The sequence below is a fragment of the Pseudomonas sp. B14(2022) genome (genome assembly GCF_012030485.1).
Lineage (GTDB): Bacteria > Pseudomonadota > Gammaproteobacteria > Pseudomonadales > Pseudomonadaceae > Aquipseudomonas.
The window spans coordinates 216,168-230,811 of the sequence record NZ_JAAUVM010000001.1 but is presented as its reverse complement, the minus strand read 5'-3'; the positions used below and the strand labels follow the sequence as shown (position 1 = coordinate 230,811).

21 protein-coding genes are annotated in these 14,644 nt (G+C 58.4%); 10 read left to right on the top strand and 11 right to left on the bottom strand.

The genetic code is table 11. The features are described from left to right. Positions 1–2 precede the first annotated feature (2 nt). The 6 genes from HCF10_RS01155 to HCF10_RS01130 all read right to left on the bottom strand — a co-directional run bounded on the left by HCF10_RS01155 (position 3) and on the right by HCF10_RS01130 (position 3,391). Positions 3–242 carry a BolA family protein gene (locus HCF10_RS01155; protein WP_027604803.1) on the bottom strand — a complete coding sequence of 80 codons (240 nt, stop codon included), beginning with the start codon at positions 240–242 and terminating at the stop codon, positions 3–5. A gap of 114 nt (positions 243–356) precedes the next feature. Continuing rightward, positions 357–662, bottom strand: a complete 306-nt coding sequence (locus HCF10_RS01150) for an STAS domain-containing protein (RefSeq protein ID WP_131698416.1) — start codon at positions 660–662, stop codon at positions 357–359. Then, on the bottom strand, positions 659–1,306 hold the full coding sequence (locus tag HCF10_RS01145; RefSeq protein ID WP_167654731.1) for an MlaC/ttg2D family ABC transporter substrate-binding protein: 648 nt from the start codon (positions 1,304–1,306) through the stop codon (positions 659–661). The genes HCF10_RS01150 and HCF10_RS01145 overlap by 4 nt, the downstream gene beginning before the upstream one ends. An 11-nt stretch (positions 1,307–1,317) precedes the next feature. Then, positions 1,318–1,785, bottom strand: a complete 468-nt coding sequence (mlaD, locus tag HCF10_RS01140; protein WP_131698418.1) for an outer membrane lipid asymmetry maintenance protein MlaD — start codon at positions 1,783–1,785, stop codon at positions 1,318–1,320. Next, on the bottom strand, positions 1,785–2,582 hold the full coding sequence (gene mlaE, locus HCF10_RS01135; protein ID WP_131698419.1) for a lipid asymmetry maintenance ABC transporter permease subunit MlaE: 798 nt from the start codon (positions 2,580–2,582) through the stop codon (positions 1,785–1,787). Before mlaE ends, mlaD begins: the two co-directional genes overlap by 1 nt. Then, complete coding sequence (locus HCF10_RS01130) at positions 2,582–3,391, bottom strand: ATP-binding cassette domain-containing protein (RefSeq protein WP_003171811.1); 810 nt, start codon at positions 3,389–3,391, stop codon at positions 2,582–2,584. The genes mlaE and HCF10_RS01130 overlap by 1 nt, the downstream gene beginning before the upstream one ends. Positions 3,392–3,702: 311 nt before the next feature. On the opposite strand from HCF10_RS01130, the gene HCF10_RS01125 reads away from it, so the two are divergent. The 10 genes from HCF10_RS01125 (at position 3,703) to HCF10_RS01080 (ending at position 10,712) form a co-directional block, all read left to right on the top strand. Continuing rightward, a complete protein-coding gene (locus HCF10_RS01125) occupies positions 3,703–4,677 on the top strand; it encodes a KpsF/GutQ family sugar-phosphate isomerase (RefSeq protein ID WP_131698420.1) in 975 nt (324 codons plus the stop codon). Beyond that, positions 4,678–5,202: a KdsC family phosphatase gene (locus tag HCF10_RS01120; RefSeq protein ID WP_131698421.1), complete on the top strand. Its 525-nt coding sequence runs from the start codon at positions 4,678–4,680 to the stop codon at positions 5,200–5,202. It abuts the gene before it with no gap. A gap of 8 nt (positions 5,203–5,210) precedes the next feature. Beyond that, the gene (lptC, locus tag HCF10_RS01115; protein ID WP_090409415.1) at positions 5,211–5,783 is read left to right on the top strand and encodes an LPS export ABC transporter periplasmic protein LptC; all 573 of its coding nucleotides are present in this window, start codon (positions 5,211–5,213) and stop codon (positions 5,781–5,783) included. Then, positions 5,770–6,303, top strand: a complete 534-nt coding sequence (gene lptA, locus HCF10_RS01110; RefSeq protein ID WP_027604809.1) for a lipopolysaccharide transport periplasmic protein LptA — start codon at positions 5,770–5,772, stop codon at positions 6,301–6,303. Before lptC ends, lptA begins: the two co-directional genes overlap by 14 nt. After that, the gene (lptB, locus tag HCF10_RS01105; RefSeq protein WP_027604810.1) at positions 6,303–7,028 is read left to right on the top strand and encodes an LPS export ABC transporter ATP-binding protein; all 726 of its coding nucleotides are present in this window, start codon (positions 6,303–6,305) and stop codon (positions 7,026–7,028) included. Before lptA ends, lptB begins: the two co-directional genes overlap by 1 nt. A 185-nt stretch (positions 7,029–7,213) precedes the next feature. Continuing rightward, positions 7,214–8,707, top strand: coding sequence for an RNA polymerase factor sigma-54 (locus tag HCF10_RS01100; RefSeq protein WP_065924292.1), 1,494 nt, complete (start codon positions 7,214–7,216; stop codon positions 8,705–8,707). A gap of 75 nt (positions 8,708–8,782) precedes the next feature. Beyond that, positions 8,783–9,088 (top strand): ribosome hibernation-promoting factor, HPF/YfiA family, encoded by a 306-nt coding sequence (gene hpf / locus HCF10_RS01095; RefSeq protein ID WP_090409416.1) that lies wholly within the window; start codon positions 8,783–8,785, stop codon positions 9,086–9,088. Between the two features lie 10 nt (positions 9,089–9,098). Continuing rightward, positions 9,099–9,563: a PTS IIA-like nitrogen regulatory protein PtsN gene (gene ptsN / locus HCF10_RS01090; protein ID WP_131698423.1), complete on the top strand. Its 465-nt coding sequence runs from the start codon at positions 9,099–9,101 to the stop codon at positions 9,561–9,563. 2 nt (positions 9,564–9,565) lie between these two features. Beyond that, complete coding sequence (rapZ, locus tag HCF10_RS01085; protein ID WP_027604814.1) at positions 9,566–10,423, top strand: RNase adapter RapZ; 858 nt, start codon at positions 9,566–9,568, stop codon at positions 10,421–10,423. A 16-nt stretch (positions 10,424–10,439) separates the two neighbouring features. Next, positions 10,440–10,712, top strand: coding sequence for an HPr family phosphocarrier protein (locus HCF10_RS01080; RefSeq protein WP_131698424.1), 273 nt, complete (start codon positions 10,440–10,442; stop codon positions 10,710–10,712). Positions 10,713–10,748: 36 nt separating this feature from the next. Here HCF10_RS01080 and HCF10_RS01075 read toward each other — a convergent pair whose 3' ends face one another. From HCF10_RS01075 to HCF10_RS01055, 5 genes are read right to left on the bottom strand one after another with little or no spacing between them, the layout of a single operon-like run. Continuing rightward, entirely contained in the window at positions 10,749–11,642 is an 894-nt protein-coding gene (locus HCF10_RS01075; RefSeq protein ID WP_145335336.1) for a ZIP family metal transporter, read from the bottom strand. 33 nt (positions 11,643–11,675) lie between these two features. Continuing rightward, positions 11,676–12,287, bottom strand: a complete 612-nt coding sequence (locus HCF10_RS01070; protein ID WP_131698426.1) for a superoxide dismutase — start codon at positions 12,285–12,287, stop codon at positions 11,676–11,678. A gap of 1 nt (position 12,288) precedes the next feature. Then, positions 12,289–12,717 (bottom strand): hypothetical protein, encoded by a 429-nt coding sequence (locus HCF10_RS01065; protein WP_131698427.1) that lies wholly within the window; start codon positions 12,715–12,717, stop codon positions 12,289–12,291. A gap of 27 nt (positions 12,718–12,744) precedes the next feature. Beyond that, entirely contained in the window at positions 12,745–14,121 is a 1,377-nt protein-coding gene (locus HCF10_RS01060) for a class II fumarate hydratase (RefSeq protein ID WP_131698428.1), read from the bottom strand. Beyond that, positions 14,114–14,509, bottom strand: a complete 396-nt coding sequence (locus HCF10_RS01055) for a FagA protein (RefSeq protein WP_131698429.1) — start codon at positions 14,507–14,509, stop codon at positions 14,114–14,116. Before HCF10_RS01055 ends, HCF10_RS01060 begins: the two co-directional genes overlap by 8 nt. Positions 14,510–14,644: the final 135 nt, after the last annotated feature.

Sequence of the window (14,644 nt, the reverse complement as noted above, 5' to 3'; positions counted from 1 at the left end):
GCTCAGGTGCGCTCGGCCCAGGCCGCGCGACTGAAAAATTTCATAGTGACCGCGTGGATGCTGCCATCGGTGATCCACGGGTTCAAATGGGCATAGATCTGCTGCTGACGCTTGACCGGGCTGAGTGCCGCCAGTTCATCGCTAATCACGTTCAGCTGGAAGTTGCAGCCTTCGCCTTCAACTTCTACGTTCGTATCCGGCAGCTTTCCTTCGAGAAAGCTCTTAACTTCTAGGGCCTGCATGATCAACCTCTATCGGCGCCCAGTGCGCACGGGTCGCACATCATACAAAAAAGCCCCGCGCCTGCGAACCCCGCATAGCAGGACTCTGACGGGGGGCTTCATCGATAATGTGTATTAAGGATGCACCAACAGCTCGGTCAAACCGGAAACTTCGGCGATTTCACGCATGTCTTCAGGCAATGCACGGATGCTGACCGGTTTTTTGGCCGCCTCAGCATCACGCATGAAGCACAGCAGCAACGACAAGCCGACGCTGCTGGACTTGGTTACCGCCGAGCAATCCAGCACCAACGCAGGGGCAGTGCTGGCCTTGATCAGCGCCTGGCCCTGCTTGCGCAGGTCAGGCCCGGTGCGGTAATCCAGCACGCCGCTGAGGAACAACTCGCCAGCGTCGCCGAGACGAACAGCCGACTCGGTCATTGCGCAGGCTTCCCTGCAGTTTTATCGGTCTCTTCCTTGGCCTTGGCGACTTCACCGGCCCAACCATTGATGGTTTTGTCCAGGTCGTTGCCATTGCGCTGCATGGCGTCGGCGAACTGGTCACGGAACAGCTTGCCGATGTTGATACCGTTGATGATCACGTTGCGCAGTTTCCACTCGCCATTGATCTTCTCCAGCGTGTACTGCACCGGGTAAACGGCACCATTGTTGCCCTTGACGCTCATGTTGACACTGGTGCGGTCACCCGACTCATCCCCGGCAGGAGCGACGGTGATGCCCTGGTTGTTGTACTCAAGCAAAGCGTTGCCATAAAACTGGAACAGGCCGCGCTTGAAGTTTTCCTGGAACGTTTGCATTTGCGCAGGAGTGGCCTTGCGCGAATATTTGACCGTCATGATGCTTTTGGAGATACCTTCAGCATCCACCACGGGACCAACAATAGTGTTGAGCGCTTCATAAAACTTGGAAGGGTCTTGCTTGTACTGCTCTTTATTGGCAGTCAGGTCAGCCAACATCCTGTTGGTAGTGTCCTGCACCAGTTCGTGCGCAGAACCTGCTGCGTTGGCCATCAACGGCAGCGCTGCAAGCAGTACCAGGAGACCACGTCGCAAGGTAGAGATCATGTACAGATTCCTCATTTAGCGTCTTTATTGACCGTATTGAGCAGGAATTTACCGATCAGGTCTTCAAGCACCAACGACGACTGTGTGTCGTGGATTGTCGAGCCATCCTTGAGCAGGGCTGTTTCCCCGCCCACGCTGACACCGATGTATTTCTCGCCCAGCAGACCCGCAGTGAGGATAGATGCAGTGGAATCGGTAGGCAGATTATCTACCTTCTTATCCAGCTGCATCGTCACTCGACCCGTGAAGCTGTCATGATCCAGATCGATTGCCGTGACCTTGCCGATGGTGACACCGGCCATGGTCACTTTAGCTCTGACAGTCAAACCAGCGATATTGTCGAAGTAAGCGTAAAGTTTATAAGTATCGGCGGTCGGGCTGGCGGAAAGGCCACTGACTCGCAGGGCCAGCAACAGTAAAGCCAGGATGCCAGCCAGCAAGAAAAGGCCGACACCGATTTCCACAGTGCGGTTTTGCATCAGAAATCTCCAAACATCAAGGCGGTCAAAATGAAGTCAAGGCCCAGTACCGCCAGTGAGGCGTACACAACGGTCTTGGTGGTGGCGCGACTGATCCCTTCTGAAGTGGGCTCACAGTCATAGCCTTGGAATACGGCGATCCAGGTCACTACAAAGGCGAAGACGATGCTCTTTATGACGCCATTGAGCACGTCACCGCTGAAAGTCACGCTGTTTTGCATGTTGGCCCAGTAGGAGCCGTCGTAGACGCCCAGCCAGTCCACTGCCACCCAGGAGCCGCCCCAGATACCGACCACGCTGAAGATCATCGCCAGCAAAGGCAGGGAAATAAAGCCGGCCCACAGGCGCGGGGCAACAATGTACTTGAGCGGGTCCACGCCGATCATTTCCAGGCTGGACAACTGCTCGGTGGACTTCATGTTGCCGATTTCGGCAGTCAACGCGGAACCCGCTCGTCCGGCGAACAGCAACGCGGTCACGACCGGCCCCAACTCACGCAGCAGCGTCAGGGCAACCATCTGCCCCACCGCCTGCTCCGAACCGTAGCTGGACAGGATATTGAAGCCCTGCAACGCCAGCACCATCCCGATGAACATCCCGGAGACCACAATGATCACCAGGGACATCACGCCCACCGAATGCAGTTGCTTGATCAACAGGCCGAAGCCGCCACCAATGCCACCGCGGCCGAGCAAGGCGTGAAACAGGAAAATTGTCGAGCGACCCAGCACTTCGACGATGTCGATACCGGATCGACCGAAAAGGCGAACCTTCTCGATGAGAGATGTCTTGCGCATCAGCGCTTCCCCAGAAGGTCTGAGCGGTAATCCGCTGCCGGAAAGTGAAAAGGCACAGGGCCATCGGGATCGCCGGTCATGAATTGGCGAATACGCGGGTTGTCGGCGTTCATCAGTTCTTCAGGCGTACCCTGCCCCAGCACCTGGCCATCGCCGACTACATAGAGGTAATCGGCAATGCTCGCGGTTTCTGCAAGGTCGTGAGAGACCACGATGCTGGTGATACCCAGCGCATCGTTGAGCAGACGAATCAGGCGCACCAGCACACCCATGGCAATCGGATCCTGGCCGACGAAAGGCTCGTCGTACATGAGGATCTGCGGGTCGAGGGCGATGGCACGCGCCAGAGCCACACGGCGCTTCATGCCGCCGGACAGTTCGTCGGGCATCAGGTCGATGGCACCACGAAGGCCTACGGCCTGCAATTTCAGCAACACAATGTCACGAATCATTTCGTCGGACAGCTGGGTATGCACCCGCAACGGAAACGCCACGTTCTCGAACACATCGAGGTCGGTAAACAGCGCACCGCTCTGGAACAGCACGCCCATATGCTTGCGAGCATCGAACAGATCGCTGCGCGACAAGGTCGGCAGGTTCTGGCCGTTGACCCACACTTCACCGGCGCTGGGGCGCAATTGCATGCCCATCAGACGCAACAGCGTGGTCTTGCCGCAACCGGACGGACCCATGATGCCCGTGACCTTGCCGCGGGGAATGCGAATATCGACGTTATTGAAGATGCTGCGCGTCCCGCGCTTGAAGGTCAGTCCCTTCAGCTCGACCGCGTAGGCGTTATCGGCACTCATCTAAACTCCTTGGGATGCAGCCTCTCACTCAGACACCATGCATGCGACAAACGTTTGCAACGGTGACGCATATAGATAGCCTCATGGGCTGGGCGGACTGAACTGGCGGCGAACTATATCACTGCTGGTACAGGGCGCCCAAGGCCGGAACAGCGCTAGTTCAGTTTAGGGACAGGGAAAAAAGGTTGCTGGCTATGTTACTGAGGATCGATCTCAGGTATTCGTTGAATAAAGCCTGACGAACTTGCGTGAGGGAATTGATCATTACCGCTATAATCGCCGACTTTTCGTCAGGCTATACGACTTCAGACATGAGCCAATCCAGCGACCTTATTCAATCCGCGCAACGCACCATCCGCCTCGAAGTTGAAGCCGTAGAAGGCTTGCTGGCCCATATCGACGCAGATTTCGTACGCGCCTGCGAGATGATTCTGGCCAGCAAGGGCCGTGTTGTCGTGGTCGGCATGGGCAAGTCGGGCCACGTCGGCAACAAGATCGCCGCCACCCTGGCCAGCACCGGGACCACCGCATTTTTCGTACATCCGGCCGAAGCCAGCCACGGCGACATGGGCATGATCACCAAGGATGACATCATCCTGGCGCTGTCCAACTCCGGCACCACCAACGAAATCGTGACCCTGCTGCCGCTGATCAAGCGCCTGGGCATCAAGATGATCAGCGTCACCGGCAACCCGGAATCAACGCTGGCCAAGGCCGGCGACGTGAACCTGAATGTTCACGTGGACCACGAGGCCTGCCCGCTGAACCTGGCGCCGACCTCCTCCACCACCGCAGCCCTTGTCATGGGCGACGCCTTGGCCGTAGCGCTGCTGGAAGCCCGCGGATTCACCGCTGAAGACTTCGCGTTTTCCCACCCAGGTGGTGCCCTGGGCCGCCGTCTGTTGCTGAAAGTGGAAAATGTCATGCATTCGGGCGAGGAATTGCCCCACGTCCAGCGCGGCACCCTGCTGAAGGACGCGCTGATGGAAATGACCCGCAAGGGCCTGGGTATGACCGTGATCCTGGAAGCCGATGGGCGCCTGGCCGGGGTATTCACTGACGGTGATTTGCGCCGCACCCTGGACCGCACCATCGATATCCGCACCGCGACCATCGACGCCGTGATGACCCCCCATGGCAAGACTGCACGCCCTGAAATGCTGGCAGCCGAAGCATTGAAGATCATGGAAGACCACAAGATCGGCGCACTGGTGGTGATCGATAGCGACGACCACCCGATTGGCGCCCTGAACATGCACGACTTGCTGCGTGCGGGAGTGATGTAAATGACCAGCGACCTGTTGCAACGCGGCAAACACATCAAACTGGCGATTTTCGACGTTGACGGCGTACTGACCGATGGCCGCCTGTACTTTCTCGAAGACGGCAGCGAATTCAAGACGTTCAATACCCTCGACGGCCAGGGCATCAAGATGCTGATGGCTTCGGGCGTGCAAACGGCGATTATCAGCGGCAGAAAAACCCCGGTTGTGGAACGCCGCGCACAAAACCTCGGTATTCCTCACCTGTATCAGGGCCGCGAGGATAAACTGGTGGTTCTGGACGAGCTTCTTGGCAAACTCAACCTAAGCTATGAGCAGGTCGCCTATCTGGGCGATGATCTGCCTGACTTGCCGGTCATTCGCCGAGTAGGCCTGGGCATGGCCGTCGCCAATGCGGCGACATTTGTTCGCGAGCACGCCCACGGCATCACCACCGCCCGCGGCGGCGAAGGTGCCGCCCGCGAGTTCTGTGAACTGATCCTGCGAGCCCAAGGCAGTCTTGAAGCGGCCCACGCCGCCTACCTATAGAGCGTTTTATGCTGAGCAAAAAGATTCGCAACTTCCTGCTATTCGGAGTCATCGCCGCGCTGTTCCTTGCGGTGGGCTACTGGAATATCAGCCCGGGGCGCTTCCTCGACCAGCCTGCAGCGCAGGTTGACGGCGGGGCCATCGACTATTACGCCACCAATGCCTATAGCGTGCAGTTCCTGCCCGACGGCAAGGTGCAGTACGAAATGACGTCGGACAAAGTCGAGCACTTGAAGGCCACGGAAGTCACCCTGCTGACCAACCCGGACCTGAACCTGTACCGCGGCACCGAGTTTCCGTGGCATGTCACGAGCAAGCGTGGCGAGGTGAACCCGGACGGCACCGAGGTAGAACTGATTGACTCGGTACGCGTTGCGCGTACTGACGCGAAAAACCGTGACACCGTGATTACCAGCAGTCGCATGACCGTATTCCCACAGAAGCAATATGCGCAGACCGAGCAAGACGTTAGAATCGACGGCGCTGGCGGTGTATCGACTGGCAAGGGAATGAAAGCGTATTTGAAAGAAAGCAGGATACACCTGCTATCGAACGTAAGAGGACAGTATGAGGCTCGTTAAAACTCTCCCTATTTTGCTCGGCCTGGGCGCAGCACTGGGAAGCGTGAGCGCCTGGGCTCTGCCGAACGATAGCCAGCAACCGATCCACATCTCGGCTGACGATGCGCAACTGGATGACAAGCAAGGCGTCGCCACCTATACCGGCGGCGTGATCATCACCCAGGGTTCGATGAAGATCACCGGCAACACGGTGACACTGACGCGCACCCAAGCGGGCGATATCGACGTGGTGACATCGGTGGGCAACCTGGCTTACTTCGAACAGAAGCAGTCGGCTACCGACACCGGCCCGATGAAGGGCTACGGCAAGACCATCCAGTATCACGCCCAGCAGAATCGCATCGTGCTGATCGACCAGGCCAAGGTACTCAGCCCCGATGGCAACTCCACGGAAGGTGAAAAGATCACCTATGACACCGTGAAGCAGATTGCCAACGCCGGTCGCGCCAATGGCAGCAAGGTCACCGCGCCACGCCCCCGTATCGATATGGTTATCCAGCCGAAGAAGAAGGCCGAGTAATGGCAACCCTGAAAGCCCAGCATCTGGCCAAGGCCTATAAAAGCCGTCAGGTCGTGCGCGACGTCAGCCTGTCGATCGACAGCGGCCAGATCGTCGGCTTGCTTGGCCCCAACGGCGCCGGCAAGACCACCTGCTTCTACATGATTGTCGGCCTGGTCCAGGCGGACCAAGGTCGCGTACTGATCGACGACCTGGATGTGAGCCACCAGCCAATGCACGGGCGCGCCCGTGCCGGTATCGGCTATCTTCCGCAGGAAGCGTCGATCTTCCGCAAGCTGTCGGTATCCGACAACATCATGGCCATCCTTGAAACCCGCAAGGAACTCGACCGTGAAGGCCGCCGCAAAGAATTGGAAAGCCTGCTTCAGGAATTCCACATCAACCACATTCGAGACAACCTTGGCATGAGCCTGTCCGGTGGCGAGCGGCGTCGCGTGGAAATCGCCCGCGCCCTTGCCACCGCCCCCAAGTTCATCCTGCTGGACGAACCGTTTGCCGGCGTCGACCCCATCTCGGTCGGCGACATCAAGCAGATCATCCATCACCTCAAGGCCAAGGGCATCGGTGTACTGATCACCGACCACAACGTGCGTGAGACCCTCGACATCTGTGAAACCGCGTATATCGTCAACGATGGTCAGCTGATCGCCGAAGGCGACTCTGCCACCATCCTGGCCAACGAGCTGGTCAAGGAAGTGTACCTGGGTCACGAGTTCCGCCTGTAAACACCGTGGTGTCACGGCCGCTCGCCAAAGCGCGCGGGAGTCAATGAAAACCTCCGGATTTTTATTGTTACCGCGCTCTAGGCAAAGCCCCCGATATCAGGCATATAATTTGCTTATGTTTGGCGCTCACGCGCCCTGTCGTGGATGGCGCATTGCGCCGGCGAATAAGGTGTTAAGCCCCTGCCATGAAACCATCGCTAGTCCTGAGAATGGGCCAGCAGCTGACGATGACACCGCAGCTGCAACAGGCCATCCGCCTGCTCCAATTGTCGACCCTGGACCTGCAACAGGAAATCCAGGAGGCCCTGGAGTCCAATCCGATGCTCGAACGCCAGGAAGAAGGCGACGACTTCGATAATGCAGACCCACTGGCCGACAACATCGAGCAAAAACCCAATTCCGACGTACAGGAACCCTCCTACCAGGAAACCGCCCCCACGGTGGATAACCTTGAGGAAGGCGATTGGAACGAACGTATTCCCAACGAGCTCCCGGTGGACACCGCCTGGGAGGATGTCTACCAGACCAGCGCCAGCAGCCTGCCCAGCAATGACGATGACGAGTGGGACTTCACCACCCGCACTTCCGCCGGCGAGAGCCTGCAGAGCCATCTGCTGTGGCAACTGAACCTCGCGCCGATGTCGGACACCGATCGCCTGATCGCCGTAACCCTGATCGACTGCATCAATAACCAGGGCTATCTGGACGAGACGCTCGAAGAGATTCTCGAGGCCTTTGACCCGGAACTGGATATCGAGCTGGACGAAATCGAAGCGGTCCTGCACCGCATCCAACAATTCGAGCCCGCCGGCATCGGTGCCCGCACCCTGAGCGAATGCCTGCTGCTGCAACTGCGTCAGTTGCCCGCCAAGACCCCATGGCTCGCCGAGGCCCAGCGCCTGGTCACCGACTACATTGACCTGCTGGGCAGCCGCGACTACAGCCAGTTGATGCGGCGCATGAAGCTCAAGGAAGACGACCTGCGCCAGGTCATCGAGCTGGTGCAAAGCCTCAACCCGCGTCCAGGCTCGCAGATTGAGTCCAGCGAAGCCGAATACGTCGTTCCCGACGTGATCGTGCGCAAGGACAACGAACGCTGGCTGGTGGAACTGAACCAGGAATCGGTGCCGCGCCTGCGGGTCAACCCGCAATATGCCGGTTTTGTGCGCCGCGCCGACACCAGTGCCGACAACACCTTCATGCGCAACCAGTTGCAGGAAGCCCGCTGGTTCATCAAGAGCCTGCAGAGCCGCAACGAAACCCTGATGAAAGTGGCCACCCAGATCGTCGAGCACCAGCGCGGCTTCCTGGAATATGGTGACGAGGCGATGAAGCCGCTGGTCCTGCACGACATCGCAGAAGCAGTGGGCATGCACGAATCGACGATTTCCCGGGTGACCACACAAAAATTCATGCATACCCCACGGGGTATTTATGAGTTGAAGTACTTTTTCTCCAGTCATGTCAGCACCTCGGAAGGTGGTGAATGCTCGTCTACGGCAATCCGCGCGATCATCAAAAAACTGGTTGCTGCGGAAAATCAGAAAAAGCCGTTGAGTGACAGCAAGATCGCTGGTTTACTGGAAGCACAAGGCATTCAGGTCGCCCGTCGAACCGTCGCCAAGTACCGCGAATCCCTTGGGATCGCGCCTTCCAGCGAGCGTAAGCGTTTGATGTGACGGGCGGGCCACAGCGTTCCAGTGGCGGGTATTCCTACCCGCCGCTTTATGCACTGGCAACGAAGGAGAAGCTGTATGCAAGTCAACATCAGTGGACACCATATAGAAGTCACCCCTCCACTACGCGACTACGTCGAGCAGAAGCTGAGGAAGCTTGAGGGCCATTTCGACAAGATCACCAACGTGCAGGTCATCATGAAGGTCGACAAGCTTCAGCAGAAAATCGAAGCGACACTTCAGATACCCGGTGGAGAAGTGGTCGCCAATGCCGAACATGAAGACATGTATGCATCAATCGACTTGCTCACAGACAAGCTTGACCGCCAACTCAAAAAGCATAAGGAAAAGAATCTGAGCCTGCTTCAGGGCACAGGTCGTTAACTCTCCCCCCATGATCCGACTTGAAACCATCCTGACCCCCGGCCGTTCCCTCGTGAACGTGCCGGGCGGCAGTAAAAAGAAAGCCCTCGAACAAATTGCCAACCTGATCAGCAGCCAAGTGCCTGATCTGGAGATGCAGGATGTCTTTGAGGCTCTGATCGCCCGTGAAAAACTCGGTTCCACCGGTTTTGGCAACGGCATCGCCATTCCTCACTGCCGCCTCAAAGGCTGCGAGACACCTGTCAGCGCCCTGCTGCACTTGGACGCACCTATCGATTTCGACGCGATCGACGGTGCCCCGGTGGACCTGCTTTTTGTTCTGCTGGTCCCACAGGCCGCCACCGATGCACACCTGGAACTGCTTCGGCAGATCGCAAGCATGCTCGATCGCAAGGAAGTACGCGACAAACTGCGCAGTGCCAGTAGCAACGAGGCGCTGTACCAAGTTGTCCTGGATGAGCAAAACGGGCAGTAATCATGCGTTTGATCATCGTCAGCGGCCGCTCCGGCTCGGGTAAAAGTACTGCCCTCAACGTTCTTGAGGACAACGGATTCTATTGCATCGACAACTTGCCGGCCGGACTGCTCCCGGAATTGGCAGAGCGGGCACTGATCCATACCGAATTGGCGCAACCCCTGGTCGCCGTTTCGATTGACGCCCGCAACCTGCCGAGCCACCTCACGCGTTTTCCGGAATTGCTCGAAGAAGTGCGCGCCAAGCACATTCACTGCGATGTGCTGTATCTGGACGCCGACGAAGAAACCCTGCTTAAGCGCTTCTCAGAGACCCGTCGACGTCACCCCCTCAGCAGCCCACACCGTTCTCTGGCCGAAGCCATCGAGGATGAAACCAAGCTGCTGGGGCCGATCATTGACCTCGCCGATCTCAAGATCAACACCACCAGCCTCAACCTGTATCAGTTGCGCGATGCCATCAAGCTACGCCTGCTGAACCAGCCGGAGCCTGGCACGGCATTTCTGGTCGAGTCCTTTGGGTTCAAGCGTGGCATGCCGGTGGATGCCGACCTGGTGTTCGACGTGCGCTGCCTGCCCAATCCTTATTGGAAGCCGGAACTGCGTGACCAATCGGGGCTGGATCAGCCAGTGGCCGATTACCTGGCCGCGCAACCGGATGTGGAGGAGATGTTCCAGGACATTTCCAGCTACCTGCTCAAATGGTTGCCGCGTTTTGCCGCGAGCAATCGAGCCTATGTCACCATTGCCATCGGCTGCACCGGCGGCCACCACCGTTCCGTCTACCTGACCGAGCGCCTGGGCCAGGTGCTGCAACAAACCCTCAAGAACGTCCAGGTTCGCCACCGCGACCTTAGCTGAAAGGAACACCCCCGCGATGCCCGCTCTGGAAATTGAAATCATCAACAAGCTGGGCCTGCATGCCCGCGCCTCGGCCAAATTCGTCGGTATTGCCGGGCAGTTCCCTTGCCAGGTCCGCGCCGGGCGCACACCGGAGAGCATGGTCGATGGCAAAAGCATCATGGCGATGATGATGTTGGCGGCCGGCAAGGGCACCAAGATTCATTTGAGCACCGAGGGCGAGCAAGAGCAGGAAGCAATGGACGCCCTGGTGGCGCTGATCAACAACTTCTTTGATGAGGGTGAGTAAAACCCACCCGTTGAGGCGGGTGTGAAGCAAGAGGCTTCACCCCAAGGCGGTATCCATCACCATCATCAAGCAGAACCCCATGCACAACCCCAGGCTCGCAAGCTTTTCGTGACCATTGCGGCGCGACTCCGGGATCACTTCGTGGGTGACCACCAACAACATCGCGCCAGCGGCCAGCGCCAGGCCCAACGGCAACAGCACCTCGGCCAGGCTCACCAGCCAGGCGCAAAGCACGGCGAACACCGGTTCCACCAAGCCTGACGCGGCGCCGATCAGGAATGCCTTGACCCGCGACATCCCTGCCCCCGCCAATACCAACGCAATCACCAGACCTTCTGGCACATCCTGCAAGGCAATGCCCATGGCCAGGCTGTCGGCATCCGGCATGCCGCCGCCGGCTGAGACGCCAACCGCCATGCCTTCGGGGATGTTGTGGGCGATGATGGCAAACACGAACAGCCAGATACGCGGTGGAATCACCGGTTTATCCGGCGTGCCCACCAACATCTCCGGGCTGGCACCGGAGACCTTGCGATCCACCAGATACAGACCGAACGCCCCCAGCATGATGCCGAAGCTGATCAGCCCCCCTGCCCCCCAGGGCGAAAGACCAATCGCTTCGGCAGCGGCAATACCCGGTACGACCAGCGAAAAGGCGGTCGCCGCCAGCATCACGCCAGCACCGAAGCCCAACAAGGTATCGCTCAACGCCAGCGGCATCCGTCGAATCACCAAGACCGGAACTGCCCCCAGCGCCGTGCCAAGCGCGCAAATCGCCCCGCCCTGCAAGGCGCGCATGATGCGCGGCTCCAGATCCAGCCAGGCCAGCCCGTGAGCCACCAGCAATGCAGTACCTGCCAATAGCAGCAACGAGCCAAACGCATAACGAAACATTCGCACGCTGCTGATCGCCAGTGTTTCAGTGCCCATAGTCGGCCTTAGATCTTGTTATCGAAGGGAATGTCAGGCCAACGCGGCCTGATAGCGTGCGGCAACTTCCGGCCAGTTAATAACACTGTAGAAGGCATTGATGTATTCAGGACGACGGTTCTGGTACCGCAGGTAATAAGCATGCTCCCAGACGTCCAGGCCGAGGATCGGCGTATTGCCATTCATCAGTGGGCTGTCCTGGTTGCCGCTGCTTTCCACTATCAGCATCTTTTGCGGGGTGACGCTCAGCCAGGCCCAGCCGCTGCCGAAACGGGTCAAGGCGGCTTTGGTGAAGGCCTCCTTGAAACTGTCGAAACCGCCGAGTTGTTCTTCAACAGCTTTTCCCAACGCACCGTCGGGCTTGCCGCCACCTTTAGGTGACATAACCGCCCAGAACAGTGAGTGGTTGGCATGGCCGCCGCCTTGGTTGATGACGGCCGCACGTAGTTTTTCCGGCAGCTGCTGCACGCTGGACACCAGTTTCTCTACAGGCCAGCCCGCAAATTCGGTGCCCTCGACCGCAGCATTGAGGTTATTGATGTAGGTCTGGTGGTGCTTGGTGTAGTGAATCTCCATGGTTTGCGCATCGATATGCGGTTCCAGGGCATCGTAGGCATAGGGCAAGGCAGGCAAGGTGTAGGTCATATCAATGTGCTCCGTATTGAGACGTGGTCGGCTGCACCGCAGCACCGCCCAGTAAGCGATGGGTGCGCGGGTACTCACCGTGATCGCTGATGAAATTCAACAGTTCGACGTAAGTCTTGCTGCTCTGGCGCAGGGCCGCTTCGCGCAGCTGCGGGCTCAGGCGCACGTCCTGCATGGCCTGCAGCAAGCGCTGGTGAATAGCGCAGAGGTATTCGGCACTTTCCTCGGGCTGATTCAGGCGCAGGTGCAGGTCTGCCAGGTTGTGATGGGAAATGACACAAGCCGCGACTGCTTCGTCGGCATTCGCCCAGCGTTCGAACAGCACTTGAGCCAGGGCCAGGGCCTGCAGATAGGCCTCGCGAGCGTCAACCAACTCGCCCTGCATAAAGCAGTGATTGGCGCGCTCGATCGTGCGTTTCCAGTGCTCCATGGTGAGCCTCCAAAGCAGGGTCGGTGATTACACGCCGCCAGCCGTGAGTTTTTCCGGATCCAACAGGACTTCCAGTTGGTTACGGGGCAGGTCGGTGTGCTCAAGGGCCACCTCAATCACCGGACGGCCTTGCTGATAAGCCTTCTTGGCAATCTCGGCGGCCTTTTGGTAACCAATGATCGGGTTGAGTGCGGTGACCAGGATCGGGTTGCGCGACAACGCTTCCTTGAGCTTGGCTTCGTTGACCTTGAAGCTGGCGATGGCCTTGTCCGCCAGCAGGCGGCTGGCGTTGGCCAGCAATTCGAGACTGCTGAGCAGGTTCTGGGCAATGATCGGCAGCATCACGTTCAATTCGAAGTTGCCGGATTGGCCGGCAACGGTAATCACCGTGTCATTGCCGATGACTTGTGCAGCCACCATGGCCGTGGCTTCCGGAATCACCGGGTTGACCTTGCCTGGCATGATCGAGGACCCCGGCTGCAGGCCTTCCAGTTCGATCTCCCCCAGGCCGGCCAGCGGGCCGGAGTTCATCCAGCGCAGGTCGTTGGCGATTTTCATCAGCGATACGGCGGTGGTCTTCAACTGGCCGGAGACGGCGACGGCAGTGTCCTGGGAGCCGATCAATGCGAACAGGTTCTTGCCGGGGGTGAATTTCACGCCGGTCAGGCTGCTCAACTGTTGGCTGAAACGTGCCGAAAACTCCGGATGTGCGTTGATCCCGGTGCCAACAGCGGTACCGCCCTGGGCCAGAGCCTGCAGGGCCGGCAACAAGTCCTGCAGGTGGCCGATATTGGCCTTGAGTTGCTGCGCCCAGCCGTTGAGCACTTGGCTCATGCGCACGGGCATGGCATCCATCAGATGAGTACGGCCGGTCTTGATGAACGGGTGAACCTCTTCGGCTTTCTGCTCGATCACTTGCACCAGATGCTGCAAGGCCGGCAGCGTTTGCTCGTGCAGCACCAGCGCAGCACTGACGTGGATGGTGGTCGGAATGATGTCGTTGCTGCTTTGGCCACAGTTCACATGATCGTTGGGATTGACCGCTTCGCCAAGCAAACGGCTGGCGAGCGTCGCAATCACTTCGTTGGCGTTCATGTTCGAACTGGTGCCGGAACCGGTCTGGAAGATATCCACCGGGAAGTGCTGCATATAATCGCCTTCGAGCAAGCCTTGGGCGGCATCGACGATGGCTTTGCCCTGCCCTTCACTGATCTGCTTGAGGTCGACGTTGACCTTGGCAGCAGCCGCCTTGGCCAGGATCAGTGCGCGAATGAATTGCGCCGGCATGCGTTGGTGGCTGATCGGAAAGTTGTTCACCGCGCGCTGGGTTTGCGCACCGTACAAGGCCTCGGCGGGGACTTGCAGTTCGCCCATGCTGTCGCGTTCGATACGGGTGTTACTCATCGTTAGATCCTTGCACCAAGTCGGAGTGAGAGATTGATGGCAGCAATTCGCAGGTCGCCAATTGCCAGGCAAAGGTCTGCCAGCGCTTGAGGCGGCAGGCACAGTGAGAGAGTTTTTCCAGGTCGCGTAATGGGCGCCAGGCCTGGTCAAGGCAAATGGAGCGCCAATGCCACGGCAGTGCAATATCGCTGGCGGTGTCGATCAGCAGGCGGAATGAGGTTTCAGCGATGGTCCACGGATGGGTCGCGGTACAACACGCCAGGTATCGGCCCTCGTTGAGGTAATGTTCGATCAGGCGAGGTTCATTGGGATCCAGACCACAGCGAATCTGGCGACTCATCCAGCGCCAGCTTTCCAGGTAAGGATCCTCATGCAGGACAGAACTCATGATCCACACTCATCCGGTAATGATATTTATTATTAAATGATATTGAGAATCAAAACAAGAGCGACACCTCAAACCTCCTGAAACACGTCCACAAAAAAGGCGCGCCATTCGTAAGAAGGCGCGCCTTTTTGTGAA

Bases quoted from the DNA above. Each gene is read 5' to 3' on its own strand.
- HCF10_RS01100 (WP_065924292.1), top strand. From the start codon at position 7,214: ATGAAACCATCGCTAGTCCTGAGAATGGGCCAGCAGCTGACGATGACA.
- HCF10_RS01145 (WP_167654731.1), bottom strand. From the start codon at position 1,306: ATGATCTCTACCTTGCGACGTGGTCTCCTGGTACTGCTTGCAGCGCTG.
- HCF10_RS01080 (WP_131698424.1), top strand. From the start codon at position 10,440: ATGCCCGCTCTGGAAATTGAAATCATCAACAAGCTGGGCCTGCATGCC.
- HCF10_RS01065 (WP_131698427.1), bottom strand. From the start codon at position 12,717: ATGGAGCACTGGAAACGCACGATCGAGCGCGCCAATCACTGCTTTATG.
- HCF10_RS01125 (WP_131698420.1), top strand. From the start codon at position 3,703: ATGAGCCAATCCAGCGACCTTATTCAATCCGCGCAACGCACCATCCGC.
- hpf (WP_090409416.1), top strand. From the start codon at position 8,783: ATGCAAGTCAACATCAGTGGACACCATATAGAAGTCACCCCTCCACTA.
- lptC (WP_090409415.1), top strand. From the start codon at position 5,211: ATGCTGAGCAAAAAGATTCGCAACTTCCTGCTATTCGGAGTCATCGCC.
- HCF10_RS01120 (WP_131698421.1), top strand. From the start codon at position 4,678: ATGACCAGCGACCTGTTGCAACGCGGCAAACACATCAAACTGGCGATT.
- HCF10_RS01075 (WP_145335336.1), bottom strand. From the start codon at position 11,642: ATGGGCACTGAAACACTGGCGATCAGCAGCGTGCGAATGTTTCGTTAT.
- mlaE (WP_131698419.1), bottom strand. From the start codon at position 2,582: ATGCGCAAGACATCTCTCATCGAGAAGGTTCGCCTTTTCGGTCGATCC.
- mlaD (WP_131698418.1), bottom strand. From the start codon at position 1,785: ATGCAAAACCGCACTGTGGAAATCGGTGTCGGCCTTTTCTTGCTGGCT.
- HCF10_RS01060 (WP_131698428.1), bottom strand. From the start codon at position 14,121: ATGAGTAACACCCGTATCGAACGCGACAGCATGGGCGAACTGCAAGTC.
- ptsN (WP_131698423.1), top strand. From the start codon at position 9,099: ATGATCCGACTTGAAACCATCCTGACCCCCGGCCGTTCCCTCGTGAAC.
- HCF10_RS01130 (WP_003171811.1), bottom strand. From the start codon at position 3,391: ATGAGTGCCGATAACGCCTACGCGGTCGAGCTGAAGGGACTGACCTTC.
- HCF10_RS01155 (WP_027604803.1), bottom strand. From the start codon at position 242: ATGCAGGCCCTAGAAGTTAAGAGCTTTCTCGAAGGAAAGCTGCCGGAT.
- HCF10_RS01070 (WP_131698426.1), bottom strand. From the start codon at position 12,287: ATGACCTACACCTTGCCTGCCTTGCCCTATGCCTACGATGCCCTGGAA.
- lptA (WP_027604809.1), top strand. From the start codon at position 5,770: ATGAGGCTCGTTAAAACTCTCCCTATTTTGCTCGGCCTGGGCGCAGCA.
- rapZ (WP_027604814.1), top strand. From the start codon at position 9,566: ATGCGTTTGATCATCGTCAGCGGCCGCTCCGGCTCGGGTAAAAGTACT.
- HCF10_RS01055 (WP_131698429.1), bottom strand. From the start codon at position 14,509: ATGAGTTCTGTCCTGCATGAGGATCCTTACCTGGAAAGCTGGCGCTGG.
- HCF10_RS01150 (WP_131698416.1), bottom strand. From the start codon at position 662: ATGACCGAGTCGGCTGTTCGTCTCGGCGACGCTGGCGAGTTGTTCCTC.
- lptB (WP_027604810.1), top strand. From the start codon at position 6,303: ATGGCAACCCTGAAAGCCCAGCATCTGGCCAAGGCCTATAAAAGCCGT.